Genomic DNA, 26,026 nt, shown 5'->3' on the forward strand with positions numbered 1-26,026 from the left:
CTATAATCGAAGAGAGTTTCGCAAGCGCCGAAGCTGCTGCACAATGGCATCCTGTTGCTCTGTATTGGCAGGCAGGTACAGGAGCTTGTAGGCCAGTTGGGTGTATCGCTTTAGAATACCCGCCAGTTCAGGCTTTTCGGCGGCGATACGCTCTGCAAACTGCTGAGCAGTTTCAGCCGGATTGCGCTGCCAACCTGCCCTTTGGAGCTTCTGCTCCAGCTGCAACCATGGCAGCAGCTCGGGAGGCGGCGGCAGTGGCCGCGCCCGCCACCAAAGCCATAAGCCCAAAATGGCCAGCACAAGGGTCGCAGAGGCCATCAGAGCCGCCACAATGCGCCAGTGCTCATCACCTCCCAACACCTTCTGGAAGAAAATCAACTGCTGTTCCTGATCGTAACTCAGCACCCAGCTCTGCCAACTGTAGTTGAGTGCATCCAGACGCATTTGCATCTGCGCCAACCACGGCGCCTGGCGCAGCTCCGCAAATCCATTAGTTTCACTCGCAGCGCTGGCCTGTTCGATGTATTCCCGAAATCCCAGTTCGATACGTTCAGGGGCGACCGCATTTGTCGGGTCTACCCGCTGCCATCCTGTGTCCGGCAGCCAAACCTCTGCCCAGGCATGGGCATCTGCCTGAGTGACCAGCAAATACTTCTCATCATCATTCCACTGCCCGCCCTGATAACCCAACACTACGCGCGCGGGAATATCAGCAGCACGCATCATCACCACAAAAGCACTTGAGAAGTGCTCACAATAACCGCGCTGGCGATTAAACAGAAAATCATCAACCGGGTTTTCAGCGGCCAGGCTGGTATCTTGCAAACTGTAAGTAAACTCACCCTGGAACCAGCGCAAAGCACGGGCGATAATCTGGCGATCACTGCTGCCTTCCTGGCGCCAGGATTCTACCAACTCACGTGTACGCGGATTAAAGCCTCTCGGCAGCTGGGTGTTAACAAAATTCTGCCCTCGGCTGAGGTCTTCAGGTTCCCGTAAAAATTGAGGATACGAGCGCACACGGTAAAGTAATCGCTGAGCAACCGGACTGTCACGCAGAAACAAATAATCATTCGTGCTGACGACATCTTTCAGCGCCACCTGAGCGGTGGCCATGCTGAACAACCAAGGCTGAAAACTGGGCTCCATCATTAACTCATAATCAACATAGGGAACACCCTGTTGTTGACGATAGTTCGTGAAATCCTCTTGCCACTGTTGCGTAAAGCGTTGTTGTTGTTGGCGTAAACGTCGATACCGGTGTCTTGGGTCTCGATCCTGCGGAGAGATTTCCCAACGACGCCCATCAAAAGCACTTAAACTGATTCCCCGCCAATACAGTTCCCTTTGTGGAGGGGATTTTTTATCCGCAAAATCTACGCGAAAAGCCGGCGAGTAATCCTTGTTAAGCTGGCTGATATTGCCCGGCGCCATGGAATCACTGAAGCCGGTTTTACCCGCGCCACTGGACAGAGGCACTGTCCATAGAGATCCAATACGGGGCATAATAAAAAACATCAATACGGCCAGCGGCACTGCCTGCAGAATAATCAATGATGATTTCTTTAAGCTCTGCCACAGGGATTTGGATTCTGTTGCCGTATGCAAGGCCATAAATGCCGAGAGCAACAGAGTAAAAGAAAACACTGCGTACAAAAATGCCAAGATGCTGGTCGAAAACAGCAATTGCGTTGAGCCAACAAAAAAGCCCAACAACAAGAGCAACAAAACATCCCTTTGGGATTGCAGCTCCAACAGTTTCAATAAGAACGTCAGTAACAACAAAGCCACTAACGGCTCCAGCGCAAACAATTTGCCAAAGCTCATGATCAGGGCAACAACCATGGACAGCGCCAGTGGAACTTTAACCATCGCTTTTGGCGCGTCGTAAACGCCTCGGACAATTTGCACCCGCCAGGCCACGCAAACTGTCCACACCAGAATTAACCAACTGGGTAAATGTTGCAGTAAGGGCAAAATAACTGCGGCCTGGGCAATCAGCAACCACCAGAGCGCTTTACGGGGAATTTGATAGACCAGACTCATGCCCCACCCTCCAGATAATAATCCACATCGATGGCTGCCAATTGATGCGCTTCAAAGCTCGCCAGACACCGCAAACAATGCAGTCGATGCTCCGGCCCGATATTAGGCGCAATCTCAATTCCCGGTAAGCGCATACCAAAGGGTTGTATGCCATCCGCAAGGTGTAATAACCAATCACAGAGACGTTGAAGACGGGCTTCGCGATCCATGCCGGGCAAGGCATCCCAATCGATCCACAATTGCTCGTCCGCATAGGCCTGGAAATCTTTTACGAACAAACCTTTACCTTGAGCATAGTGTTTCCAGGAAATATGTCGCAGGGATTCTCCGTCTCGATAACTGTGAAAACCGCTGAAGTCTTCTGCCCCTTCCAGCAACACGGGTTCACTGTCGCCACTGCCTTCGCTGCTGGCACTGGCGGGTAATGGACCGGCATCTACCGGCTTGGGATAAACCAGTGTCTCACCATCAAAACGCAGCCAGGTCCAGCAACGAAGCAAACCCAGCGGGAAACGGCTTTCAATGCATAACAAGGGCGGCGATATGGAACCGCGCCGAGGTGCGGTAAAACTCAGGGACAAACGCAGGGGCTCCTGCTCTTCGATATGCACGGCCTTGGGAAACTGGCCCGCCCAGAATAAACGCACATCGGGATAATCGCGCTTACCCTGACCGCTCAAGCGCAAATTCACTTGCAATTCATCCCCAACAAAGCCTTCCTGAATTTGCATCAGCTCAATTTTTAAACCCGCCAGACTGGCGTGAGTATGCAGAATGCAGGTAATCAGAATGCTGCCTAGTAAGAAGGCCAGGGCCAGAATCAGGTTATTGTCATAGTTGGTCCCCAGCAACCACATTAACAGCATCACCAGCAGCAATGAAAAACCTGAACCTGTGGGGAAAATAAAAAGATTATTGCGATCCAGGATAAACGCCGATTGAGCACGACGTCGCTTCAATGCCCAGCGTCGAATACGCCGTCGAAAATTGGCAACCCAACCCTGCCCAAGCTTATTTTCTTGAGCTTTGGACAAAGGACGTTTGTTTTGTTGCTCGGCCACCGCCATTAACCCTGTAGGACATCCACAGCATTAATCACAACGTCCACCAGGGCCTGGCCTTGCCCGGCAGCATGACTGCTGGCTCGCAGCCTGTGCTCCATTACCGCTGGCATTACGGCCTGCACATCTTCCGGCAACAGATGTTCGCGGCCCTCTACCAGCGCCCAGGCTTTTGCAGCCGATACCAACGCCAATGCACCACGTGGAGAAATTCCGTAACTGAAACCTTCATAGTCTCGGCTGAACTGTACCAGGCGCTGAATATAATCCAGCACGTGATCACTGATATGCACCTCACTGGCCTTCGCTTGCAACTCAGCCAACTGCTCCAGACTCATCGTGGCTTGGAGAGACTTTAAAAATTCACGCGGGTTTACGCCCTTCAACAGCAAACGTTCAGCTGCGGCGGATGGATAGCCCAACGAAATACGCATCAAAAAGCGATCCAGCTGGGATTCTGGCAATGGAAAGGTTCCGGATTGATGCACCGGGTTCTGGGTTGCCAGAACAAAAAACGGCTTGGGCAGCGGACGGGTTTCTCCTTCGATACTCACCTGCCCTTCTTCCATTGCCTCAAGCAACGCACTCTGGGTTTTTGGCGTACTTCGGTTAATTTCATCGGCGAGCAAGAGCTGGGTAAAGATCGGACCGGGATGAAAATCAAAGCGACTGTTTTGAGCGTCGAAAACGGAAACTCCCAACAAATCGGCAGGCAGCATATCACTGGTGAATTGCACCCGTTGATATTGCAAACCCAGAACAGCGGCCAAAGCATGGGCCAAAGTGGTTTTGCCCATGCCAGGCAAATCTTCAATCAGCAAATGCCCTTTTGCCAACAGGCAGGCCATGGCCAACTTTAATTGTGATTCTTTCCCCAGTACGACTTTGCCAAGTTGCTCAAGTGATTGCTGCAATACCGAATGGCTCAAGGGCATCTCCTATTTGGCCGAATAAAAATAAGGGCTGCCGTTTGAGGCAACCCTGTCATTTATGCTTTGCTTACAGTGCGCTCAGTCCGCGCTTCATATCGACAATCAGATCCTCGATATCTTCAAGGCCAACGGCGATGCGAATCAAATTTTCGGTGATACCCGCTTCAACTTTTTCTTCCGGGCTCAGACGAGAATGCGTGGTTGTCGCAGGATGCACAATGGTGGTTTTAACATCCCCTAAATTTGCTGTCAGGGAAACCAGACGGGTGGCATCAATAAAACGCCAGGCCGCAGCACGGCGCTCGGATTCCTCACTCACCTTCAATCGAAAAGACAATACGCCACCAAAGCCACGCTGCTGTTTCTTGGCCAATTCATGACCGGGATGCTCGGGCAAGCCAGCATAGAAAACCTGCTCAATGGCATCTTGCTTCTGTAACCATTCCGCCAGCTTTTGAGCATTTTGACAGTGGGCATCCATACGCAAGCGCAAGGTTTCCAGACCTTTTAGAAACACCCAGGCATTGAAAGGCGCCAGTGTCGGGCCGGCTGTACGCACAAAACCCAACACCTCTTCCATGTCAGCTTCATTACCCAAAACCACACCGCCCATGCAGCGGCCTTGGCCATCGATGTATTTGGTGGCTGAATGCACAACGATGTCCGCACCCAAATCCAGAGGACGTTGCAAGGCTGGTGTACAAAAGCAATTGTCGACCACCAAACGGCAGTTATTGTCCTTGGCCAACGCCGACAGAGCACCTAAATCCGCAACATCGCACAATGGATTCGAAGGTGTTTCCAGGAACAGCATTTTGGTTGCGGGAGTCATTGCCGCTTTCCAATCTTCGAGCTTGGAAAGTTCAACGAAGACCACATCGATGCCAAATTTCACCAGAATTTTGCCGAACAAGTTGCTGGTGCTACCAAACACACTACGCGAAACCAGAACCTGATCTCCTTGCTGCATCAACGCCATACAGGTCGACAGAATCGCCGCCATACCCGATGATGTCGCCACTGCGGCCTCCGCACCTTCCATTACCGCCATTCGGTCCTGGAAAATTTTCACCGTTGGATTGGTATAGCGTGAATACACATTACCAGCCTCGTCACCGGCAAACTTGGCCGCTGCGTCGGCAGCCGACTCAAAAACATAGCTGGAGGTATTGAACAAAGGCTCACTGTGTTCACCTTCCGGAGTGCGGCTATGTCCGGTGCGAATTGCAAGGGTATCCAAATTACAGAGTTCTAAAAATTCATCATTCATGGTGATCGCCGTTAGACACTATCGCTAAACGGGCCCGCTCACGCTATCCACAACAAAAAAGCCCAGGGGACTAACCCTGGGCTTTCGTAAACAGCCTGCAAGCCCTAAAGGGCTTTAGTGTAGCCTGAGCGGCACTGACATACAAAATAACAGCTGCTTATAAGTCTATTCCACCGCTCCGTTATGGAGACCGATGACGGCAGTGTCATCTGAGCTCACCGCCTTCTTGGCTTTGGCACTGTCATTGCGAGCCGCTTCCAACTTCGCAAAGTACTGCTCATCAACATCACCCGTAATGTACTCACCCGTGAACACCGAGCAGTCAAACTGGGCAATATCAGGATTGCCGTCCTGGGATGCGGCTACCAAATCATCAAGATCCTGATAGAGCAACCAATCTGCGCCAATCTCTTTACACACTTCCTCGTCGCTTTGACCACTGGCGATCAGTTCGCTGGCTGACGGCATATCAATGCCATAAACGTTGGGGAACTTAACTGCGGGGGCGGCCGACGCAAAATACACCTTGTTTGCACCGGCATCGCGCGCCATCTGAATAATCTGCTGACAAGTTGTACCACGTACGATGGAATCGTCCACCAACATAACGTTCTTGCCCTTGAACTCCAACTCAATAGCGTTCAGCTTCTGGCGTACGGATTTTTTGCGCTGCTGCTGACCGGGCATAATAAAAGTACGGCCAATGTAGCGGTTTTTCACCAACCCCTCACGGAACTTGACGTTCAAATTGTGCGCCAGTGCCTGGCCCGCCACACGGCTGCTGTCCGGAATCGGAATGACCACGTCGATGTCGTGCTCGGGGCGCTCACGCAGAATCTTCTCGGCCAGACGTTCGCCCTGGCGCAGTCGTGATTTATAGACTGAAACACCGTCGATGATGGAATCTGGTCGAGCAAAATAGACATGCTCAAAAATACAAGGGGATAAGCTCACCTCTTCTGCACAGATTGCACTGTGCAGTTCACCTTCGGTACTGATAAAGATCGCTTCACCGGGAGCGACATCGCGCTCAATGGTATAACCGCTGACATCAAGTGCGACGCTTTCCGAGGCAATCATATACTCGGTGCCATTCTCAGTTTCACGGCTACCATAAACCAGAGGGCGAATTCCGTGGGCATCACGGAAGGCAATAATGCCGTAGTTAGCAATCATTGCCACACAGGCGTAACCACCGCGAACGCGTTTGTGCATCGCGCGAATGGCATTAAAGAAATCCTCAGGTTGGGGCTTGGCTTTGTTCTGTTTCAGCAATTCATGGGCGAACACATTGAGCAGCAATTCCGAATCGGAATCGGTATTCATATGTCGCAAATCCGTTTGCAGCAACTCGCGCTCCACCTCTTCAGTATTGGTCAGATTGCCGTTATGTGCCAGGGCAATACCGTAGGGTGAGTTCACATAAAAAGGCTGGGCTTGTGCCGGGCCAGAGCTGCCTGCGGTCGGGTAACGCACATGACCGATGCCGTAGTTGCCGACCAAACGCTGCATATGGCGGGTGCGAAACACATCGCTTACCAAACCATTGGCTTTGTGCTGGGCCAAACGCCCATCCTGACAGGTCATAATACCGGCGGCGTCCTGACCCCGATGCTGTAACATGGTCAATGCATCATAAATCTGCAAATTGACATCACTCTTGCCGACAATACCAACGACACCACACATAAAGCCTACGCTCCAGACAATCACTGCGCTGCAATTCAGCAGCTAAATATTAAAACAAGGATTTAAACCACTCAAAGGCCTGGTCAGCAGTGCCAATGGCCCAACCTTCCATACCTTTAAAATACGCAATCATGGTGGACGCCTGCCACCAGGGGTCCTGCTCGACCGGTAAAATTTTAGGAATAATAATCACCATCGCCAATACGATAGCCACACCGCGCAAAGCACCAAATAAAACACCCAACAGGCGATCGGTGCCAGACAGGCCCGTTGCTCTAACCAGTTGAGATAAAAGATAGTTCAATAATGAGCCCGCGATCAGGGTCATCAGAAATAGCATGGCAAAGGCGGCCAATTCTCGCAGGGATGGAGTACTCAACCAGCCCCCCAGCATCGGTGCCAATTGGCTCTTGAAACTCATGGCCACCAGAAACGCGGCGGCAAGGTTCACCAGCGACAAGGCCTCTTTGATCAGGCCCCGGATCATGCCCACCAGAGACGAGACCCCGATAATGCCCAAGATCAACCAATCTGCCCAAACAAGTGCCATATTCGTACTCAATAACGCCCCGGCCGGGGCCAATCTGCGCGCATTCTACCAGAGCTTGGCTCAAGGCTGAAAGCGCAGAATCAATGCATCGACCTTTAACAATTTGTCCAGCTCGCGTTTCAGGCGTTCCGCCGTGCGGCGATTGATTTTGGGGCCTACGTAGACCCGGTAAATCAGGCCCTTCGGCGTCTTGGCCGAGCGGTAATACGCTCGATAGTCCTTGCCCTGCAGCTGCTTCACGATGCTCTTGGCCTTGGTCTCGGAGGAAGAGCTGATCACCTGCAAGACCCAGGCATTTGCAGTGCCGTCAGCGTTAAGAATGTCACTGGAAGCCGGCGCGGCTTTTTTGGGTTCTGCCTTTTTAGGGTTCGCCTTTGCAGGCTTTGGCGTGGGTTTAGGTGCAGGCTTTGCACTGGCCTCGGCAGCGGTATTCTGGCTGATTTTAGGCTTGGCAATAAAAGGTTCTGCCTGGGAGTTCGCAACCGCCTTGTTGGGTACAGGTTTTGATTCGCCGCCTGCATCGCTGGCTCCCCCGGTACTTACCTGAGCAGTCAGTTGGGGGGCGTCACCACCATCAACATGCTGATCATCTCCGCCTTCGGGAATAAACATTTGATCGGGTTTCGAGGCCGGATCAATGCCATCCGGGCGGTTGGGAGACTGGTAATCCACAGGGTCGATGTTTGGCATTGATGGAATCTGGCTCACCGTATCGACCTTATGCTTATCATGCTGATCAAACAGCACCGGCACAAATAATACCGCGACCGCCGATAAGACCACCGCACCTACTAATCGCTGTTTTAAGCCGTCATCCACTGGATTACTTAACCTCGTTTTCTAAAAGCACGAATACCGTACTGTTTGACAGCGCCCCTGGGAAATAGCTCCCTGAAGCGTCGATTTTGCCGATGGATTTCTATGGGTTTCCGTCTGGCGATTTGCTGGAATCATCCAAATAACTCAACGCAGCAGCGACGGTAAAAAAGGAGCCCATAATAATAATGCGATCACCCTCTTGGGAGGATTCCCGCAGATCTTCCATCGCTTGGCGGACAGTTCCCGCTTCTGCTGCCGGAATACCGACTTCGGCCAGCTCGGAGTATAAAAGTTTCGCCGTGGCGGCTCTAGGAGTATTTGGCAAATCGCAGGCATAGGCTCGCTTGACGCAAGTTGCCCAGGGCTTGAGTATCCCAGGCAGATCTTTATCCGCCATTGCCCCCAAAACCAAAAACGGCGGTTTGTCCGATTCCTCGAACAATTGAGTTTGCAGATGTTCGCTTGCTGCCGGATTATGGGCCACATCCAGAATCAACTCCCGGCCCAGCCAGTTGATGCGCTGGCAGCGTCCTGTCAGTTGAATATGATCAAACGCCCTGGCAACCCTCTCATCACCCGGCCACATACCCAACAGCTCCACACTGAGAACCGCAGCGACGACACTTGGCACGGGTAAGCCCGGTTTTGTCATCTCGAACTCGCGCTCGTTAAGCTGCATCTTCACGCGCCCGGCATTTACCTGATAGTCAAAATGCTGGTTCGCCTGCCAGTGCTTGGCGCCCAATTCCCGAGCGACCTCCTCAACCGAAGACGGCACGTCCGGACTGGCACTGATCGCTACTCGACCACCGCGAAAAATACCCGCTTTCTCTCGGCCGATTTGCTGTAAATCACTGCCCAGCCAATCCTGATGATCAAGCGCAATGGAAGTTACGATAGCGATATCCGCATCGATAATATTGACAGCATCCAGTCGGCCACCCAGGCCAACTTCCAGGATCACATAGTCACTGCCTGCATCGGCGAATACCTTCAAAGCAGCCAGCGTGGCAAACTCAAAATAACTCAGACTAATGTCGTCGCGCGCCGAATCAATTTCAGCAAAGGCCTGGGAAATCGCTTCATCCTGCGCTGGCTCACCATTCAAACGAATGCGTTCGTTAAAGTGCAAAAAATGTGGTGAGGTATACGCAGCAAAACTCGGCTTTTGGGGATGCTCGGCAAACAACGCTTCCAGGCTGGCAACGCAGGAGCCTTTACCATTGGTGCCTGCAATGGTGATGACGGTGCGCTCAGCCATGGCCGTCATCAGCCCCATGCGCTCGGCGACGGTGCGCACTCGACTGAGCCCCATCTCAATTTCGCTGGGATGGACCGACTCAATGTAATCCAACCATTCAGACAATGTGCGTTGTGTAGGTGTCAAAGACATGTTCCGCGACCTGAAATGTTGTTACGGTTTTAAACGATCGTGAGTTACGCGATAAAATTTCGAACAATAAAAAACCCGCCGAACTGCAGCGGGTTTTGTTTAATCATGCACCATTAAACTGGGGCCGATATCAGGATTCTTCACCTTCTTTGGGCTCCGGCGTTTCGCCTTCCAGAACCTCACCTTCCACCAATTCATCTTCAGCATCGGTTTCTTCTTCCTGCAGCTGAGATTCGTCCCACTGGTAGTTCGTGAACTTGGCCAACAATGAACCCACGCGATCGCGCATTTGATTACGGTGAATAATCATATCGATAGCGCCGTGCTCCAGCAGGAATTCACTGCGCTGGAAACCCGCCGGCAATTTCTGGCGAATGGTTTGCTCAATAATGTTTGGACCCGCAAAGCCCGCTCGCGCACCTGGCTCAGCAGCATTGATATCACCCAACAGAGCCAAACTGGCGGATACACCACCGTATACTGGATCCGTCATGATCGACACATAAGGTGTGCCCTGCTGCTTCAAGCGCTCGATAATGGCGGAGGTCTTGGCCATCTGCATCAGCGAGATCAAAGCTTCCTGCATACGAGCACCACCAGTAGCCGAGAAACAAACCAAAGGAATGTTTTCATCCAACGCTACTTTGGCCGCACGGGTAAACTTTTCACCTACGGCATATCCCATAGAACCGCCATGGAACGCAAACTCAAAGGCAACGGCAACAATCGGCATACCTTTCAGGCTACCGCGCATGGCAACCAGAGCGTCTTTTTCACCCGTAGATTTCTGGGCACTGCTCAGACGCTCTTTGTATTTTTTGATGTCCTTGAACTTCAAACGGTCAATTGGCTCTACCTCGGTCGCCAATTCTTCACGTCCATCTTTGTCCAGGAAGATGTCCAGACGCTTGCGGGCGCCGATACGCATATGGTGGTCACATTTTGGACAGACGTCGTCGTTGCGTTCCAGCTCGGGACGGTACAACACAGAACCACATTTGACGCACTTCTTCCATAGCCCCTCTGGCACTTTACTGGCGCCATCACGGCGGCCTTCTGAGCGCACCGAATTAGGAATAATTTTGTCCAACCAACTCATATTTTTCTCGCTGATTTGCTGGCCTCCATGTTCAGCATGGCGGCACATGTCTCAATTAATTCTGTGGCAGCTAAATAAGCCCTTTCAAAGCTCGATTTAGCACGTGTTTCCGTGCTGATGATTCAACAGCTATTGTTCATATTTACCGAGCAGAGTTCCTTCCAGCAGGGTCGTCTATATTTTAGACAGCCCTATTGAGATACCCCTGAACAAGCAAACGCTATTCTGCCAATTTTCTATAGCGCTATGATAAATAATGGGGCGATGAAGTGACACTAAAATATTCATCTAGTGGCAAAATCCCCCGCTTTTTTTCCAATTTGTCGGCCATTGATCCCTGACTCTCTTGAGGGTGAGGCCCAAGCACTTAATCTTAGCTGAACTTTCCAGCTTAATTAGTGGTTTCCCGGGATTTGCTATCTCCCCTCTCTACCCACTGTCCCCATGCTAACGCGGGCTTTCACCGCAGAGCCCAAGACTCAAGTGGCGTCTACTTCCGCCAAAAAACGCCGAATTTTATCCAGGCATTTATCACCATGGGCTTTTTCAACACCGCCACTGACATCCACTGCATACACAGCGGTTTGCTTCACGGCATCGGCGATATTATCCGGCGTCAGGCCACCTGCCAGAATAATGGGCTTGGCGGCACTTTTCGGCACTCGCTGCCAGTCAAAACGCTCACCAGTGCCACCCGGCACACCAGGTTGATAGGCGTCCAGCAGAATGCCTGCAGCAGAGCCAAAGCGCGCTATCTCGCCATCAAGGTCCAAACCTTCACGCATACGAATCGCCTTCATATAACGACGCCCAAAGCTTTCACAGTAATCCGGAGACTCGTCACCGTGAAACTGCAAAATATCCAGCGGCAACTTTGCCAACACGTCCCGAACGGCTTCTTCCGGTGCATTCACAAACAGACCAACCAAACTGGTAAAAGGTCCGACCGCTTCAGCGATTTCAATGGCTTGCTCAAGACTGACGTTTCTGGGGCTCGGCCCGTAAAATACCAAACCGATAGCATCAACACCCGCCAGCGAGGCCGCTCTTGCCTGATCAGGTCGAGTGAAACCGCAAACCTTTACATAGGTTTTGCGTACATTGTTCATACTCCGGGCTCCTTGAATGGCGGTGAATGGTCATTATCGAACTGGACCGCTTCTCCCGCCAAACTCAAATCATCGGGCAGCAGCATCGGTCCTCGTGAAATATCCGGAATCGCGAACGCTTCCGGGTAATGAGCCGCAACAAAGTACAGGCCTGCCGCAGGCGCTGTCACACTCGCAGCACTGCGATTGCGCGCCTCAAGCACGTCGGCCACCCAGCTCACTTGTTTTTGGCCGGAACCGACGGCCATCAGCACACCGACAATATTGCGAACCATATGATGCAGAAACGCGTTGGCGCGAATCTCCATCACAATCAAACCACCATGCAGGCGATAAAACTGAATTCTTTGAATCTCTCTGACTGGATTTTTAGCCTGACACTGAGCGGCCCGAAACGAGGAAAAGTCGTGCTCACCCATCAAAAACCCGGCAGCGTGCTGCATTTTTTCGAGATCCAGAGGAAATTTCGACCAAGTGATTTGATCTCGCAGCAGTCCCGGTGAAACCGCTTGATCGGAAATCAGGTAACGATAGCTGCGCGCCTTTGCGCTAAATCGCGCATGGAACTGCGCCGGCATTTCAGCAGCCCAACGCACTCGGATGTCTCGGGCCATGGCGGTATTTACGCCCTGCACCCAAGCCTTACTTGGGCGAACGGCCCGGCTGTCAAAATGAATAACCTGGCTCGTGGCATGCACTCCGGCATCGGTACGGCCAGCGCAAACCAAACTGACCGGCTCAGCCGCTACCGCACTCAAGGCTTTCTGCAATTCAGCCTGAACGGTTTGAGGATCGTGCTTTTGCTGCTGAAAACCCCGATACGAGGCCCCATTGTATTCCACCACGGCACCATAGCGATAAATACCTTCCGGTAGAGATTCACCACTCAGAATTTCGCCATTGGTTTTATAGGGTCGCGCCATGGGTGCCATTTTCAATTCAGGGATATAAAACGCGCGCATTGTACCTGAGCCCTATGCTCGAAACAAAAATGCACAGTAAACAAGCTGTTAAAAGCATTCGTCCAAAACGCAAAAAGGCCCTTTCGGGCCTTTTGGGGTAGTTATACCCGGAATTGACGATGCATTATTACATACGATCAATCAGTTCCTGAGCCTCTGATTGCTGGCCCTCGTCACCCTCATTGACCACCTCTTCCAGAATCTCTTTGGCACCTTCTTTATCGCCCATATCCATATACGCGCGGGCCAGATCCAGTTTGGTTGCCACTTCATCGCTGTCAGCAAGGAAGTCCAGCTCATTGCTCAATTCGTTGGCGGCTTCAGGGGCATCGTCCAATGACTCTGCAACCTCTGCGCTTTCACCCTCTTCACCCAGTGAAATATCCAGAGCCGCAAGATCATCACCCAGCTCTTCGCTGTTGCCAGCCAAATCGCCCACGGATAAGTCTGAGCTTGGCAAATCCATATCAGCACCGGCCAAACCTTGAAGATCATTATTCAGCTCTTCGCCAAAATCAGAACTGAAATCTTCTTCAAGCGCGTCGACTTCAGATGACTGCTCAACGGAAGATTCAACCGATTCTTCCGCAGCATCCAGATTCAATTCAGCATCCACGTCGATACCCAATTCAGAATCCAGTTCTTTATCCAGCTCCGCCAGATCCAATTCACCACCGGCATCCAGATTCAGTTCGTCTTCCAAACCATCATCCAGACCGGCGCTGAGATCAAAGGAAGCTTGATCATCCGTGGCATCCAGAGCAAAGTCGTCCGCCGTGTCATCAAGCGCCAGATCAACACTGTCATCCGCTGCGACTTCCGGGCTTTCAGCCTCTCCACCTGGCTGATCTTCCTCATCGTGCATAGTGAGCGTACCCACAACGGTTGCACCCAGAGCAGCGGCACCGGCGGCAGCAACAGCCGCCGTTTTATCATCCAGCTCCAGACCATCCTCAGCGTCTGCAGAAGCTTCTTCAACAGCAGCCTCAGCAGGTTCATCCAAAGAGAAGTCCAGATTCAACTCACCGGACTCTTCTTCGCCTGAAGCTTGTGAATCTTCCGCAGCGTCTAAACTAAAATCGTCCAAAGCGGCCAGCGCATCCTCTTCGGCCTGCTCCTCAATATTGTTTTCAACAGCATTCAAGTCTGATTCGAGGTCAGCCTCCAGACTTGCATCCAGCTCACCCAAGGCCGATTCAAACTCAATATCCGACAGACCGTCGTCTTCTTGTTCGGCATCATCCAGCAAGGACAAATCACTATCTGCCTCTTCGCTCACTGATTCCGCTGTTGCTTCTTCATCGCCACCCAGCGCGAGATCGAATTCGATATCAGACAGTTCATTACTGTCTTCTTCCAGCGCAACGTCAGAGCCGGCTTCTTCCAGTTCTGAGTTTTCCGAGGCTAAACCTTCTTCTGCCAGATCACCCAGTGACAGCTCATCACCCGCTTCCTCGGCATCCTGATCCAGACTGAAATCCATATCGCCCAAATCGAACTCATCAGCATCCGCGTCCAGCTGCAAATCATCCAGACTTTGCTCGCTTTCTTCATTGATACCCAAGTCCATGGCATCCAGCGCATCGCTGGCATTTTCAGGGCCACCCATCGCTTCGCGCAGGCTGGCAATCCGGGACAGAACATGATCGTCCGCATTAACATCAAGCACTTCCGCTTGCTCGTCAAAGCCGGTGTAGTTTTTCGATTCGCTGTAGACTTCCAGCAGTTTCAAGCGCGCTTCACTGTCTTCAGCATTGTTTGCCAAGTGTTCCTGAAGCAGTGCTTCGGCCTGATCGAACTTACCGTAAGCAATATAGATATCCGCTTCGGAAAGAACGTCACCACCCGCTTCCGGCATGCTTTCTTCTTCATCGCTTTCCGCATCGGCAGGCATCAATGGTGCCGAATCAAATTGCGGCTCCAGGGTATCGTCTTCCTCTTCATCGCCTGAACGACGACGCAGGAAGGCCCACACACCCACGAGCACAGCTACCAAGCCACCACCAATCCACAGCAGATTTTCCATGATAATGTCGAGGAAAGTAGGCTCCGGCTTTGGCGTGCTGACAACCGCAGCCACTTTTTTCTTGGGCTTCGGTTTTGGCTCAGCTTTGGCGACCGGCTCAGCGGCTTCATCAACGGCATTCTCAGCAAGCTGTTCCTCGGTGCTTGCTGCAGGATCGTTTGCATCGGCTTCTGAATCACCAACCAGGTTGGACAGTGTCTGGGAATCATCCAGACTGTCTTTGTAGGCGTCGTTGAGCGGATCAATCACATCCGAACTGCTGGCATCACCGGCTTCGGCATCCACCGCGTTTTCGGTTGCTGCCAACTGCAAAGCACGCATCTGCTCGCTGCTGACCTCCACCAAACGCTCCATGGTTTCGATTTGAGCTTCCAAATCCGACAAGCGAGACTTCAGTTCAGTATTTTCGCGCTGACTTTTATCCAGTTGTTCCAGCGCCTGGCTTAATTCCGCCTGGCCACTGCTACCGCCGCGGCTGGAAGAACCACCCAGACTATCATTACCACTGGCCAGAGTTACTCGGCCACTGGGCTGGCTACTGCTGGCGCTGCGACGGGAGCTGCTGGCGCCCGCATCAATCGGCGCACCAATATCGCCATTGGCATTACCAGACCAGTCGGTGTTTTGCTGCGCGACTTCGGCAATGGCGGCGCGAGCACTCAAGCTGGATACTTCAGATTCGGTCGGAATACGCAGAACCTGGCCGCGACGCAGGCGGTTGATGTTGCCATCAATAAAGGCATCCGGGTTCAAACGCTGGATCGCCAACATGGTCTGCTGAATACTGACACCACGACCCGGGCGAACCTGCTTGGCAATGCCCCATAAAGTTTCATTGGCACCGACAGGGCCATAGCTGCTGGTCGATTCCGGCTCGGCCTGCACCTGCTGACGAGGCTCTGGCTGAGGTTCAGGACGTGCGCTCGGCTGAGGCTCCGCTGGACGACGCTGTACGGTGTTTTGGGGCTTTGGGCGCGCGGGTCTCGCGGCCTGTACCGCTGGTGCGGCATCTTCAGTAAAAACCGGCAGATCCATTAATAAGGTGTATTCACGCAGAATACGACCACTGGGCCAGCGGGTTTCCACCAGGAAATTCAGATAAGGTTCTTGAACTTGGCGATCACTTCGCACTCTAAGCACCGGGCCACCGGGTGCTTTCAAGTCGACAGTGAATTTCAGACCGGTCAGAAAGTAGTTACGCTCAATACCCGCTTTCTTGAAAGCGTCATTCGAGGCCAAACCTGCCAGAATCTCGGTACTATCGAGATCGCGGGTTTGAAGTAACTTAATCTCCGCATCCAAGGGCTGATTAAGGGTGGAGTGTAATGTTATCTCCCCGAGGCCTAAGGCACTTAAGCCTGGTGACGACATAGCTGTAACCAAACCGATAGTTACCGCTAAATTACCAAGACGCATAGGATGATCCTTTAGTTTTATGCTTGGTTCGAGGAGTAAAACCCCTTTCTCACACTGCGCATCCGCGGACGAGCATATTCAGTCGCGAGTGGCATCACGCCAGATACAGATATACACCGCCCGGCGCCCTTCCGGCCATTTTGGCGGAAAAGTTCCAGAGGCAGTGACTGCACCCAATTCATAAGGCCAGAGCCCCAAACAGCGCCCTGACAAAGCTCAGCAGAACCCCAGGTACTTAGTCACTCAGTTCCTAATACTTATTTCGGCTATGCGCCAAATGCAATCCCGCGACAGGACAAAGCATTAAGAAATGTGAATAAAGCCTAGAATATCTCTTCACAATTGCACGTAAGTATTCAATATAAATAGGCTTTTCGCAACTATTCACCCATTTTTTCGGGCCAGATTCTGAGCTTTGATTGACCCGAATAGCCTAGATCCAAAGACGCAAGGTCAAAATGAGAGAAGCATCACAGCCCAACTGGGACGCAGGGCTGATTTATAAAGATACCTCAGGTGACAGGCGTCAGTGGCTAATTACTCTCTTGAGCCCATTATTTGAGGAAAACGATGAAAAACGGGGCTCTGTGGAAAAGCCCCGCTGGAATTGAAAAGCCCCGCTGGATAAGACTTAAGACTGACGCAGGATCGCCAACATACGACGCAGAGGTTCCGCCGCTCCCCACAACAGCTGATCACCCACAGTGAACGCCGACAGGTAACGTGGCCCCATATTCATCTTACGCAAACGCCCTACAGGCACCGTCAAGGTACCGGTTACTGCCGTAGGAGTCAGATCGCTCAATGTTTGATCACGATCGTTCGGCACCACCTTGGACCAAGGACTCGCTTCTGCCAACAGCGATTCAATATCCGACAGTGGCACATCCTGCTTTAGCTTGATGGTCAGGGCCTGGGAGTGGCAACGCATTGCACCCACTCGAACGCACAAGCCATCCACGGGAATTGGGCTGGCATCGCGGCCCAGAATTTTGTTGGTTTCGGCCTGCCCTTTCCATTCTTCACGACTCTGGAAGTTATCCAGTTGGCGATCAATGTAAGGCAACAGACTGCCTGCCAAAGGCACACCAAACTCGTCCACCGGCAAACCATTGCGCATATGCTCCGCAACTTTGCGATCAATATCCAGAATGGCGCTGGCGGGATCCGCCAACTCTGGAGCAACGGCATCTCGGATACTGCCCATCTGGGTAATCAGCTCACGCATATTGCGCGCGCCCGCACCGGAAGCGGCCTGGTATGTCATAGCGCTCACCCATTCAACCAAACCGGCATTGAACAGGCCACCCAGTCCCATCAACATCAAGCTGACGGTGCAGTTACCACCAATAAAGTTTTTGCCGCCATTCGCCAAACCGTCGCGAATAACCTGATCGTTAACCGGATCCAAAACGATAATTGCATCATCGGCCATACGCAGACTGGACGCAGCATCAATCCAATAACCCTGCCAACCGGCCTCGCGCAGCTTGGGATAGACCGCCGAGGTGTAGTCACCACCCTGACAAGTCAAAACCACGTCGAGATGTTTAAGGCTGTCGATGTCGTAGGCATCCTGCAATGTGTCGATATCTCGACCAATATTGGGGCCCTGACCGCCCACGTTCGAGGTGGTGTAAAACACCGGCTCGATATCATTGCCATCAAAATCATTTTCAGCTCGCATGCGCTCCATCAAAACGGAACCGACCATACCTCGCCAACCTACAAAACCTACACGCATTGTTTTCTCTCTTACGTTTAAACGTGGTGCTATGTGGTGCTTAAGCGGTGTTACCTAAGCTCTATCATTATTCGCCGCCCTTAACGGGCGATCTTGAATCGCTTGGCATATTGCTACGGTGCCAGCGGATTAATTCTTTAGGCCAAAAAAATTTTAACGTTATAGCGCAGCAACAACGGCATCACCCATTTCACTGGTGCTGACTTTTTTCATGCCGTCGGTATAAATATCCGGGGTGCGCAAACCCTGATCCAGAACCTTTGAAACCGCAGTTTCAATTTGCTCGGCCGCTGCCGGCATATCCAGTGAGTAGCGCAGCATCATGGCCACAGACAAAATGGTAGCCAGCGGATTGGCAATGCCTTGCCCCGCAATATCCGGCGCGGAACCGTGACAAGGTTCATACATGCCACAACCGTTTTTATCCAGCGACGCAGACGGCAACATACCAATGGAACCTGTCAGCATGGCAGCGGCGTCCGAAAGAATGTCACCGAACATATTACCGGTCACCAAAACATCAAACTGCTTCGGCGCACGAACCAATTGCATTGCTGCGTTATCAACGTACATATGGCTCAATTCTACGTCCGGGTATTCAGCAGACAGGCGGTCCATCACTTCGCGCCACAACACAGTGGCTTCCAGCACATTAGCTTTATCAACTGAGCACACTTTTTTGTTGCGCTTGCGAGCCATCTCGAACGCATTACGTCCAATGCGCTCGATTTCGTGCTCAGCGTATACATAAGTGTTGTAACCCTGACGTTCGCCGTTTTCCAGGGTGCGAATACCACGCGGCTGGCCAAAATAAATGCCGCCCGTTAATTCACGCACAATCAGAATATCCAAACCGGAAACCACTTCCGGTTTCAAAGTAGACGCATCGGCCAGCTGCGGATACAAAATCGCCGGACGCAGATTGGCAAACAATTCCAATTCGGAACGAATCTTTAACAAACCTTTTTCCGGGCGAATCGCGGAATCCAACTCATCCCATTTGGGGCCACCCACTGCACCCAACAAAATCGCATCAGATTCGCGTGCTAACGCCAAAGTCTCATCACTCAAGGGCACGCCATATTCATCAATGGAGGCACCTCCAAGCTTTCCATGACTGTATTCGATACCGAGATTTTCCTGGTGGTTTACGGCATCCAACACTTTTTTAGCCTCGGCCACAATCTCGGGGCCAATACCGTCACCGGGTAAAATCAATACTGTTTTCGACATGTTCAATTCCAATTCGAATTCTGATGAGACACGCTCAATAATTTTGTTTACAGATCCTGGAACAACCAGGGTGAAGCAGAACGACGCTGCTCCTCAAAGGACTTAATGTCATCCTTATGTTGCAAGGTTAACCCGATATCATCCAAACCATTCAGCAAGCAGTGACGACGAAATGCATCGACCTCGAAACTGTGGGTGCTGCCATCGGGTGTTTCAATATGTTGCTTCTCCAAATCGACAGTCAGGGAAAAGCCCTCATTGTCATACATTTGCTGGAACAAGCTATCAACAACCTCTTCCGGCAACACTACAGGCAGCAAACCATTTTTGAAGCAGTTATTGAAAAAGATATCGGCAAAACTCGGTGCAATAACACAGCGAATACCAAAATCATCCAGAGCCCAAGGCGCGTGTTCACGACTGGAACCGCAACCAAAGTTCTTGCGTGCCAATAGTACTTCGGCGCCCTGATAACGGGCTTGATTCAAAGCAAAGTCTGGATTCACCGGACGCTTGCTGTTGTCCTGCCCAGGATAACCTTCATCCTGATAACGCAATTCATCAAACAGATTCGGGCCAAAGCCGCTGCGTTTGATGGATTTTAAAAACTGCTTGGGGATAATTAAATCGGTATCCACATTGGCGCGGTCCATCGGCGCCACCAAGCCTTGCAAACGAGTAAATGCTTTCATGTGATTCTCCTTTGCCCGGCCTATTGATTCATCATTTCGCGAACGTCAACAAAGTGACCTGCGATTGCTGCAGCTGCGGCCATTTCGGGGCCAACCAAATGAGTGCGGCCACCGTAGCCTTGACGACCTTCAAAATTACGGTTGGAGGTTGAAGCACAATGCTCACCCGCACCGAGTTTGTCTGCGTTCATGGCCAAACACATGGAACACCCTGGCTCACGCCATTCCAGACCGGCTTCAATAAAAATTTTATCCAGCCCTTCTTTTTCCGCCTGGGCTTTGACCAAACCAGACCCCGGAACCACAATGGCTTCTTTCACATTGTCTGCTTTCTTGCGACCCTTCACGACTTCGGCCGCCGCGCGCATATCTTCAATACGCGAGTTGGTACAGGAACCGATAAAAACACGATCAAGGTGGATATCAGCAATGGCCTGTCCAGCTTGCAAGCCCATATATTCCAGAGCGCGCTCGATACCTTCTTTCTTCACCGGATCATTTTCGGCAAGCGGGTCTGGCACATTGGCAGAAACCGGCAAGACCATCTCCGGTGACGTGCCCCAGCTAACCTGAGGCTCAATGCGTGCACCATCAATCTCAACGATCGCATCAAATTCCGCATCGGCATCAGAGTGCAACTCGCGCCACTGAGCTTCCGCCAAATCCCACTGTTCACCGGATGGTGCGTAGGTGCGGCCTTTTACGTAATCCAGCGTGGTTTGATCCACAGCAACCATACCCACACGGGCACCTGCTTCGATGGCCATATTACAGACGGTCATACGGCCCTCCATGGACATGTCGCGGAAAACCTGGCCACCAAATTCGATGGCATAACCGGTACCACCTGCGGTACCAATTTTTCCGATAATGGCCAGCACTACATCTTTGGGGCTAACTCCCGGACCCAGTTCGCCATCAACACGAACCAGCATATTTTTCATTTTTTTGGCAACCAGACATTGGGTTGCAAAAACATGTTCAACTTCCGACGTGCCTATGCCGTGTGCCAACGCACCCAGTGCACCGTTAGTGGATGTATGGGAGTCACCGCAAACAATGGTCATACCGGGGAGGCAAGCGCCGCTTTCCGGGCCAATAACATGAACAATACCCTGGCGCTGATCGTTGATTTGAAATTCGCGTACGCCAAAATCGGCACAGTTATCATCCAGCGTCTGAACCTGAATTCTCGCCACATCATCTTTGATGCCATCAACACCGGCTTCACGCTCGGCCGATGTGGTTGGTACATTGTGATCGGGTGTCGCGATGACCGAGTTCACCCGCCACAGATCACGCCCGGCCAAACGCAGGCCTTCAAAAGCTTGCGGTGAAGTCACTTCATGAATCACATGGCGATCGATATAGATCAGGGCCGAGCCATCATCGCGTTCTTTCACGAAATGGCTATCCCAGAGCTTGTCATACAAGGTCTTGGCGGACATGGTTGTTTTCTCTCTTATTGGCGGCGATCGCTTATTCAATGAACGCTGCGACGGCTGCACTTATCAGGCTATAGGGTCAAACTAAAACTATTGCCCCACGGGTATCGGGGCCGGTCATTGCATTCTATGAGGGCACATCGTATAAATCCAATTTATATTTTTCATAGAATCCATTCCAAATTGGAATCCAAAGTGGATGTATCGTAAGATAAACCCAATTTGAGCACCTGAGAGAAAGTTATGGACACCCAGTCCTTAAATGCCTTCTGTGCGGTCGCTGAGCTACGCTCGTTCTCCGCTGCGGCGCAAAAGCTCCACCTGACCCAACCGGCGATCAGCAAACGTATTTCCAGCCTGGAAGAGCAACTGGACTGCAAGCTGTTCGATCGTATTGGCCGCACCGTGGATCTGACCGAGGCCGGGCGTACCCTGCTGCCCAGAGCCAATAAGATTCTGATGGAGGTAGAGGAAACCCGCCGCCTGATCAGCGACAAGAGCGGGGAAATCAGCGGCACTCTGAATATGGCCACCAGTCACCATATCGGTCTGCATCGTTTACCACCGGTGCTGCGACTTTTTTCCCAGCAGTACCCCAAGGTCAAACTGGCGATCGATTTTATCGACTCGGAAAAAGCCACCGATAAAATCCTTCATGGCCAGCTGGAATTGGCGGTGGTCACCCTGGCGCCTCAAAAGCATGAAAAGATGATTGCCAAACACATTTGGCATGACCCGTTGATCTGCGTCGTCGCCAAGGAACACCCACTCAACAACGGCGCACCGGTCGAGTTAAAAACCCTGAGTGAACACCCGGCTATTCTCCCGGATTTGAGCACCTTCACCGGGCAAATTCTGAAGCGCCAATTTGATCAGTTTCACCTGCCTTTGGATGTGAGCATGGCCACCAACTATCTGGAAACCATCAAGATGATGGTTTCCATTGGCTTGGGCTGGAGTGTCTTACCGGAAAGTTTGATCGACGGACCACTAACGGCCATTGATGTTCCCCAGCTCGAGGTCAGCCGGGAACTGGGCTGTATTTACCATCAGGGGCGCAGCCTCTCAAAGGCGGCCCAGGCTTTTATTCAGGCGTTGCAGGCGTCGGCAGACTGAGTGCCCAAAGATCATCGGCCTGTTGAGCCAATCCCTGCCCGGAGCCATTGAGGCTACGTTCAGAAGTTGCAGCCTTGGCATAACGACTCGCCGCCTGTGCCCGGTAAAATTTCCAGATGCGAGGTTTTTTGCTGGCCTCCATCAATTGTTCCGCACGATTTGCGGCACGCTGCCAGGCGCGAGACGCAGAATCAAAATCCCCTAAAGCGTCAAACAATAAGGCCTGAAATTCCGCCTGATTCCCGCTGTAGCGCGAAAAACGGCGCGACAATTTCATATTGTTCTGCTCACCCATTGCGGCCGACCAAGCCAGAAAACGATTTTCCTGGTCGGACAATGCGCCCCGCAGCTCCGCCAACGCGGCAGTGCGGGCTTCTTCGTCTTCAAGCTGTCGATGAATGGCCAGTAATACCAAGCCTTGGGAAATGGCTGAATCTGCCTGTCGATCGACACGCTTAGCCAAAGCAGCCGCAGACTTGGAATCACCCTGACCGTACAGTTCCTGACTGCTGGTAAAATCCTGTTGCATGGACCACAGCTTGGATTGGAACGCGGTACGAGCTTGCTCCAGTTGCTCGGCACTGAAATTTTTTGCCGGTTTTAGTGTGCCCAGTACGGAGGGGTATGCACCCTGGCCCTGCCAGCGACAATAATTGCTGATCTTGCCTTCATTCTGAACGCACTGTTCGCGCAGCTGATTTTCCTGCTCGCTACAGGCCTGCCCCCATGTACTCCATAAACCGTCACAGCGACAATTGATTTTTTCGCATTGCTGAACGTCCTGAGCCTGAGCCATTGGCATATTAAGCAAGGCCAGAAAAATACCCGCCTGTAGAAGTGACAAGGCTGTGCGAAGCTGAGCCGACATGGAGAACCCCCGTACAATAATTGCCCGACTTGTTATGATTGTAAGCATCTCGCTAATCGCCGAACGGAATCACAATCTACGCTACTCTTGCGCCTCTGTCGCGTCAAGTCCCAGAGAATAAAACCGCCTGATATGTGAAAGCTATTTACCGGGTTCTCGGGATTCCCCAAAATGGCCGGGAACACTAATCCAACTTGGCCTTGCGCATTCCCCAGAAAGACAAGACAAATCCAAGAAAGGCAGCGATCGCACAAAAGGCAAAGCACCAGAACGCACTGATCTCCCAAAGATAACCACAGAGAATCGCCCCCAGCGCACCACCAGCACCGAAGCTCAACGCGGTATACAATGCTTGCCCCTGCCCATGACTGGAACTCGGGAAAAAACGTCTGACCCATTCAATGGAAACGGCATGGGCCGCCCCGAACGTCAACGCATGCAACCACTGCAATAAAAACAAGGCGATAAAGAAATCAACCAACAAAGGCGTCAGTAACCAACGTACCGCCGCACTGAACAGTGCCGCCCAAAACAATAAACGGGCACCAAACAGGCGCAGCAAGGCGGGCATATACATAAATAAAATGATTTCGGCCAACACCCCCAGCGCCCACAGGCCACCGATGACCATCGAGGAATAGCCCTGTTCTTCCAACAGCACCGAGAAAAAGGTGTAGTGGGCACCATGACTGATTTGCAAAAAGAACGATGCGACAAAAAACACCCAAACTTCACGGCGTTTTAAAATGTCTGTAAAACGACTTTCTCCAGCACTCTGATCACCGTGGGCAACATGGTGACTCGTCTCAGCCTCGGAAACGGTCAGGCTCGACACCCAAATGGCCAGCAATAAAACCAACAAGGCCAGCGGCAACAGTGCAATCGAAAACGCATCAAACAAGGCGCCGAGAAGAACAACAGCAACGATAAAACCCACCGAACCCCACAGGCGAATGCGGCTGTATTGCTCCGGCTCTTCGTTAAGATGATCAAGAGTGACAACTTCGAACTGCGCCAGCACCGCGTTCCAGAAGAAACTGTAAGCAATCACGACCGCAAACATGGCAGCGAAACTTTTCTGCCAGAACACACCGAGAAAGCAAAGAACGGCAAGACAACTGCCCCAACGTATAATGCGTAAACGCTGCCCGGTTTTGTCCGCCAGCCACCCCCAGATATTGGGTGCCACAATTCGCGAGATGGCCAGGGCAGCCATTACATAGCCAATTTCCTGCGCGGAATAGTCAATGCTTTGAAGGTACAAACTCCAGAACGGAACCAGCGCGCCGAGCACAGCGAAATAGAAAAAATAGAAAATCGATAAACGCCAATAGGGAATGCGGTTGCTCGCACCGGCGGATTCGCCGGCGCTATTTTGCCCATCAAGCATAGTGAATTATTCTGGACCTCAGGCCTGTGGAGGGATAACGGGAATATCGTGTTGCACGCTGCCGTTTTGACCTCGGTGACGCAACAAATGGTCCATCAAGACCAAAGCCATCATAGCTTCGGCGATGGGTGTCGCCCGAATGCCCACGCAAGGATCATGTCGCCCTTTGGTAACCACTTCCACAGGCTCTCCCTGAACGTTTACGCTACGCCCCGGAATGTGCATGCTCGATGTTGGTTTGAGAGCAATGTGCGCAATCAAATCCTGTCCGGTAGAAATTCCACCCAGTACACCGCCCGCACGATTGGACAAAAAACCGTCGGGAGTAATTTCATCACGATGCTCGGTTCCCAGTTGTTCAACACTGTCAAAACCGGCCCCAATCTCTACACCTTTGACAGCATTAATCCCCATCAAGGCGTGGGCCAGGTCGGCATCCAGGCGATCAAAAATTGGTTCGCCCAAACCCGGAATCATCCCCGTGGCAACAACGGAAATTTTTGCACCGATGGAATTGCCCTTTAGACCGGCCATAAACTTTTCCATCTCGGGCACTTTATTGGCATCCGGACAGAAAAAAGCATTGTTCTCCACTTCATCCCAATCAAATTGTTCAATTTTGATCGGCCCCAGCTGGGACAAGTATGCACGCACCTGAATACCACACTCCTGGGCAAGGTATTTTTTAGCTACCGCACCTGCGGCCACTCGCATGGCGGTTTCACGGGCAGAAGAACGGCCCCCACCACGATAATCACGCACACCATACTTTTGCATATAGGTGTAATCCGCATGGGCCGGGCGGTACAAATCCTTAATATTGGAGTAGTCTTTTGAACGCTGATCGGTATTCATGATTTGCAGACCAATCGGTGTGCCGGTTGTTTTACCCTCAAACACCCCCGATAAAATTTGTACTTCATCCGGCTCTTTACGTTGGGTTTCATAACGGTTTTTACCCGGGCGGCGGCGATCCAGATCTTTTTGCAAATCCGCCTCTGAAAGCTCCAATCCCGGAGGACAACCATCGATGATCGCCCCCAAAGCGAGGCCGTGACTTTCTCCAAAGGTGGTCACTGTGAATAATTTTCCGAAGCTATTACCGGACATAATGCTCTGATACCTTGATTGATAAATTGCTATGTTGTTGTAACAAGCCTGCATTG

The 26,026-nt window shown here is 51.9% G+C and carries 20 protein-coding genes; 1 reads left to right on the plus strand and 19 read right to left on the minus strand.

From position 1 onward, the window contains the following. From G8768_RS18040 to leuC, 16 genes are all read right to left on the minus strand, one after another. Positions 1-2,046, minus strand: coding sequence for a transglutaminase TgpA family protein (locus G8768_RS18040; protein WP_166848114.1), 2,046 nt, complete (start codon positions 2,044-2,046; stop codon positions 1-3). Then, positions 2,043-3,107, minus strand: coding sequence for a DUF58 domain-containing protein (locus G8768_RS18045; RefSeq protein WP_166848111.1), 1,065 nt, complete (start codon positions 3,105-3,107; stop codon positions 2,043-2,045). Before G8768_RS18045 ends, G8768_RS18040 begins: the two co-directional genes overlap by 4 nt. Positions 3,108-3,112: 5 nt before the next feature. After that, entirely contained in the window at positions 3,113-4,042 is a 930-nt protein-coding gene (locus G8768_RS18050) for an AAA family ATPase (RefSeq protein ID WP_166848108.1), read from the minus strand. 64 nt (positions 4,043-4,106) lie between these two features. Then, positions 4,107-5,309 carry an O-succinylhomoserine sulfhydrylase gene (locus G8768_RS18055; protein ID WP_166848105.1) on the minus strand — a complete coding sequence of 401 codons (1,203 nt, stop codon included), beginning with the start codon at positions 5,307-5,309 and terminating at the stop codon, positions 4,107-4,109. A gap of 165 nt (positions 5,310-5,474) precedes the next feature. After that, positions 5,475-6,998 (minus strand): amidophosphoribosyltransferase, encoded by a 1,524-nt coding sequence (gene purF, locus G8768_RS18060; RefSeq protein ID WP_166848102.1) that lies wholly within the window; start codon positions 6,996-6,998, stop codon positions 5,475-5,477. 49 nt (positions 6,999-7,047) lie between these two features. Next, the gene (locus G8768_RS18065; protein WP_166848099.1) at positions 7,048-7,548 is read right to left on the minus strand and encodes a CvpA family protein; all 501 of its coding nucleotides are present in this window, start codon (positions 7,546-7,548) and stop codon (positions 7,048-7,050) included. 60 nt (positions 7,549-7,608) lie between these two features. Beyond that, complete coding sequence (locus G8768_RS18070) at positions 7,609-8,367, minus strand: SPOR domain-containing protein (protein ID WP_166848096.1); 759 nt, start codon at positions 8,365-8,367, stop codon at positions 7,609-7,611. A gap of 100 nt (positions 8,368-8,467) precedes the next feature. Beyond that, on the minus strand, positions 8,468-9,760 hold the full coding sequence (locus G8768_RS18075; RefSeq protein WP_166848093.1) for a bifunctional folylpolyglutamate synthase/dihydrofolate synthase: 1,293 nt from the start codon (positions 9,758-9,760) through the stop codon (positions 8,468-8,470). Positions 9,761-9,890: 130 nt separating this feature from the next. Beyond that, positions 9,891-10,859: an acetyl-CoA carboxylase, carboxyltransferase subunit beta gene (gene accD / locus G8768_RS18080; RefSeq protein WP_166848090.1), complete on the minus strand. Its 969-nt coding sequence runs from the start codon at positions 10,857-10,859 to the stop codon at positions 9,891-9,893. 479 nt (positions 10,860-11,338) lie between these two features. Beyond that, positions 11,339-11,968: a phosphoribosylanthranilate isomerase gene (locus G8768_RS18085; protein WP_166848087.1), complete on the minus strand. Its 630-nt coding sequence runs from the start codon at positions 11,966-11,968 to the stop codon at positions 11,339-11,341. Continuing rightward, entirely contained in the window at positions 11,965-12,930 is a 966-nt protein-coding gene (gene truA, locus G8768_RS18090) for a tRNA pseudouridine(38-40) synthase TruA (protein ID WP_243749602.1), read from the minus strand. Before truA ends, G8768_RS18085 begins: the two co-directional genes overlap by 4 nt. 127 nt (positions 12,931-13,057) lie before the next feature. Next, positions 13,058-16,372 (minus strand): FimV/HubP family polar landmark protein, encoded by a 3,315-nt coding sequence (locus G8768_RS18095; protein ID WP_166848084.1) that lies wholly within the window; start codon positions 16,370-16,372, stop codon positions 13,058-13,060. A gap of 631 nt (positions 16,373-17,003) precedes the next feature. Beyond that, positions 17,004-18,116 (minus strand): aspartate-semialdehyde dehydrogenase, encoded by a 1,113-nt coding sequence (asd, locus tag G8768_RS18100; RefSeq protein WP_166848082.1) that lies wholly within the window; start codon positions 18,114-18,116, stop codon positions 17,004-17,006. A gap of 159 nt (positions 18,117-18,275) precedes the next feature. Then, positions 18,276-19,349 (minus strand): 3-isopropylmalate dehydrogenase, encoded by a 1,074-nt coding sequence (leuB, locus tag G8768_RS18105; protein ID WP_166848079.1) that lies wholly within the window; start codon positions 19,347-19,349, stop codon positions 18,276-18,278. Between the two features lie 47 nt (positions 19,350-19,396). Next, the gene (gene leuD, locus G8768_RS18110) at positions 19,397-20,041 is read right to left on the minus strand and encodes a 3-isopropylmalate dehydratase small subunit (protein ID WP_166848076.1); all 645 of its coding nucleotides are present in this window, start codon (positions 20,039-20,041) and stop codon (positions 19,397-19,399) included. 20 nt (positions 20,042-20,061) lie between these two features. Further along, positions 20,062-21,489, minus strand: a complete 1,428-nt coding sequence (gene leuC, locus G8768_RS18115; RefSeq protein WP_166848073.1) for a 3-isopropylmalate dehydratase large subunit — start codon at positions 21,487-21,489, stop codon at positions 20,062-20,064. A gap of 240 nt (positions 21,490-21,729) precedes the next feature. On the opposite strand from leuC, the gene G8768_RS18120 reads away from it, so the two are divergent. Then, entirely contained in the window at positions 21,730-22,602 is an 873-nt protein-coding gene (locus G8768_RS18120) for a LysR family transcriptional regulator (protein WP_166848071.1), read from the plus strand. Here the strand turns inward: G8768_RS18120 and G8768_RS18125 are convergent. The 3 genes from G8768_RS18125 to aroC all read right to left on the minus strand — a co-directional run bounded on the left by G8768_RS18125 (position 22,571) and on the right by aroC (position 25,970). After that, the gene (locus G8768_RS18125) at positions 22,571-23,470 is read right to left on the minus strand and encodes a hypothetical protein (RefSeq protein ID WP_166848067.1); all 900 of its coding nucleotides are present in this window, start codon (positions 23,468-23,470) and stop codon (positions 22,571-22,573) included. The genes G8768_RS18120 and G8768_RS18125 overlap by 32 nt on opposite strands. A gap of 184 nt (positions 23,471-23,654) precedes the next feature. Beyond that, on the minus strand, positions 23,655-24,860 hold the full coding sequence (locus G8768_RS18130; protein ID WP_166848064.1) for an MFS transporter: 1,206 nt from the start codon (positions 24,858-24,860) through the stop codon (positions 23,655-23,657). Positions 24,861-24,878: 18 nt separating this feature from the next. Then, positions 24,879-25,970: a chorismate synthase gene (aroC, locus tag G8768_RS18135; protein WP_166848061.1), complete on the minus strand. Its 1,092-nt coding sequence runs from the start codon at positions 25,968-25,970 to the stop codon at positions 24,879-24,881. Positions 25,971-26,026 lie beyond the last annotated feature (56 nt).

The sequence above is a fragment of the Pseudoteredinibacter isoporae genome, assembly GCF_011602085.1.
Classification (GTDB): domain Bacteria; phylum Pseudomonadota; class Gammaproteobacteria; order Pseudomonadales; family Cellvibrionaceae; genus Pseudoteredinibacter; species Pseudoteredinibacter isoporae.

Bases quoted from the DNA above. Each gene is read 5' to 3' on its own strand.
- G8768_RS18055 (WP_166848105.1), bottom strand. From the start codon at position 5,309: ATGAATGATGAATTTTTAGAACTCTGTAATTTGGATACCCTTGCAATT.
- G8768_RS18120 (WP_166848071.1), top strand. From the start codon at position 21,730: ATGGACACCCAGTCCTTAAATGCCTTCTGTGCGGTCGCTGAGCTACGC.
- leuC (WP_166848073.1), bottom strand. From the start codon at position 21,489: ATGTCCGCCAAGACCTTGTATGACAAGCTCTGGGATAGCCATTTCGTG.
- G8768_RS18085 (WP_166848087.1), bottom strand. From the start codon at position 11,968: ATGAACAATGTACGCAAAACCTATGTAAAGGTTTGCGGTTTCACTCGA.
- truA (WP_243749602.1), bottom strand. From the start codon at position 12,930: ATGCGCGCGTTTTATATCCCTGAATTGAAAATGGCACCCATGGCGCGA.
- leuD (WP_166848076.1), bottom strand. From the start codon at position 20,041: ATGAAAGCATTTACTCGTTTGCAAGGCTTGGTGGCGCCGATGGACCGC.
- purF (WP_166848102.1), bottom strand. From the start codon at position 6,998: ATGTGTGGTGTCGTTGGTATTGTCGGCAAGAGTGATGTCAATTTGCAG.
- G8768_RS18075 (WP_166848093.1), bottom strand. From the start codon at position 9,760: ATGTCTTTGACACCTACACAACGCACATTGTCTGAATGGTTGGATTAC.
- G8768_RS18050 (WP_166848108.1), bottom strand. From the start codon at position 4,042: ATGCCCTTGAGCCATTCGGTATTGCAGCAATCACTTGAGCAACTTGGC.
- G8768_RS18065 (WP_166848099.1), bottom strand. From the start codon at position 7,548: ATGGCACTTGTTTGGGCAGATTGGTTGATCTTGGGCATTATCGGGGTC.
- accD (WP_166848090.1), bottom strand. From the start codon at position 10,859: ATGAGTTGGTTGGACAAAATTATTCCTAATTCGGTGCGCTCAGAAGGC.
- G8768_RS18040 (WP_166848114.1), bottom strand. From the start codon at position 2,046: ATGAGTCTGGTCTATCAAATTCCCCGTAAAGCGCTCTGGTGGTTGCTG.
- G8768_RS18095 (WP_166848084.1), bottom strand. From the start codon at position 16,372: ATGCGTCTTGGTAATTTAGCGGTAACTATCGGTTTGGTTACAGCTATG.
- aroC (WP_166848061.1), bottom strand. From the start codon at position 25,970: ATGTCCGGTAATAGCTTCGGAAAATTATTCACAGTGACCACCTTTGGA.
- G8768_RS18130 (WP_166848064.1), bottom strand. From the start codon at position 24,860: ATGCTTGATGGGCAAAATAGCGCCGGCGAATCCGCCGGTGCGAGCAAC.
- leuB (WP_166848079.1), bottom strand. From the start codon at position 19,349: ATGTCGAAAACAGTATTGATTTTACCCGGTGACGGTATTGGCCCCGAG.
- asd (WP_166848082.1), bottom strand. From the start codon at position 18,116: ATGCGTGTAGGTTTTGTAGGTTGGCGAGGTATGGTCGGTTCCGTTTTG.
- G8768_RS18125 (WP_166848067.1), bottom strand. From the start codon at position 23,470: ATGTCGGCTCAGCTTCGCACAGCCTTGTCACTTCTACAGGCGGGTATT.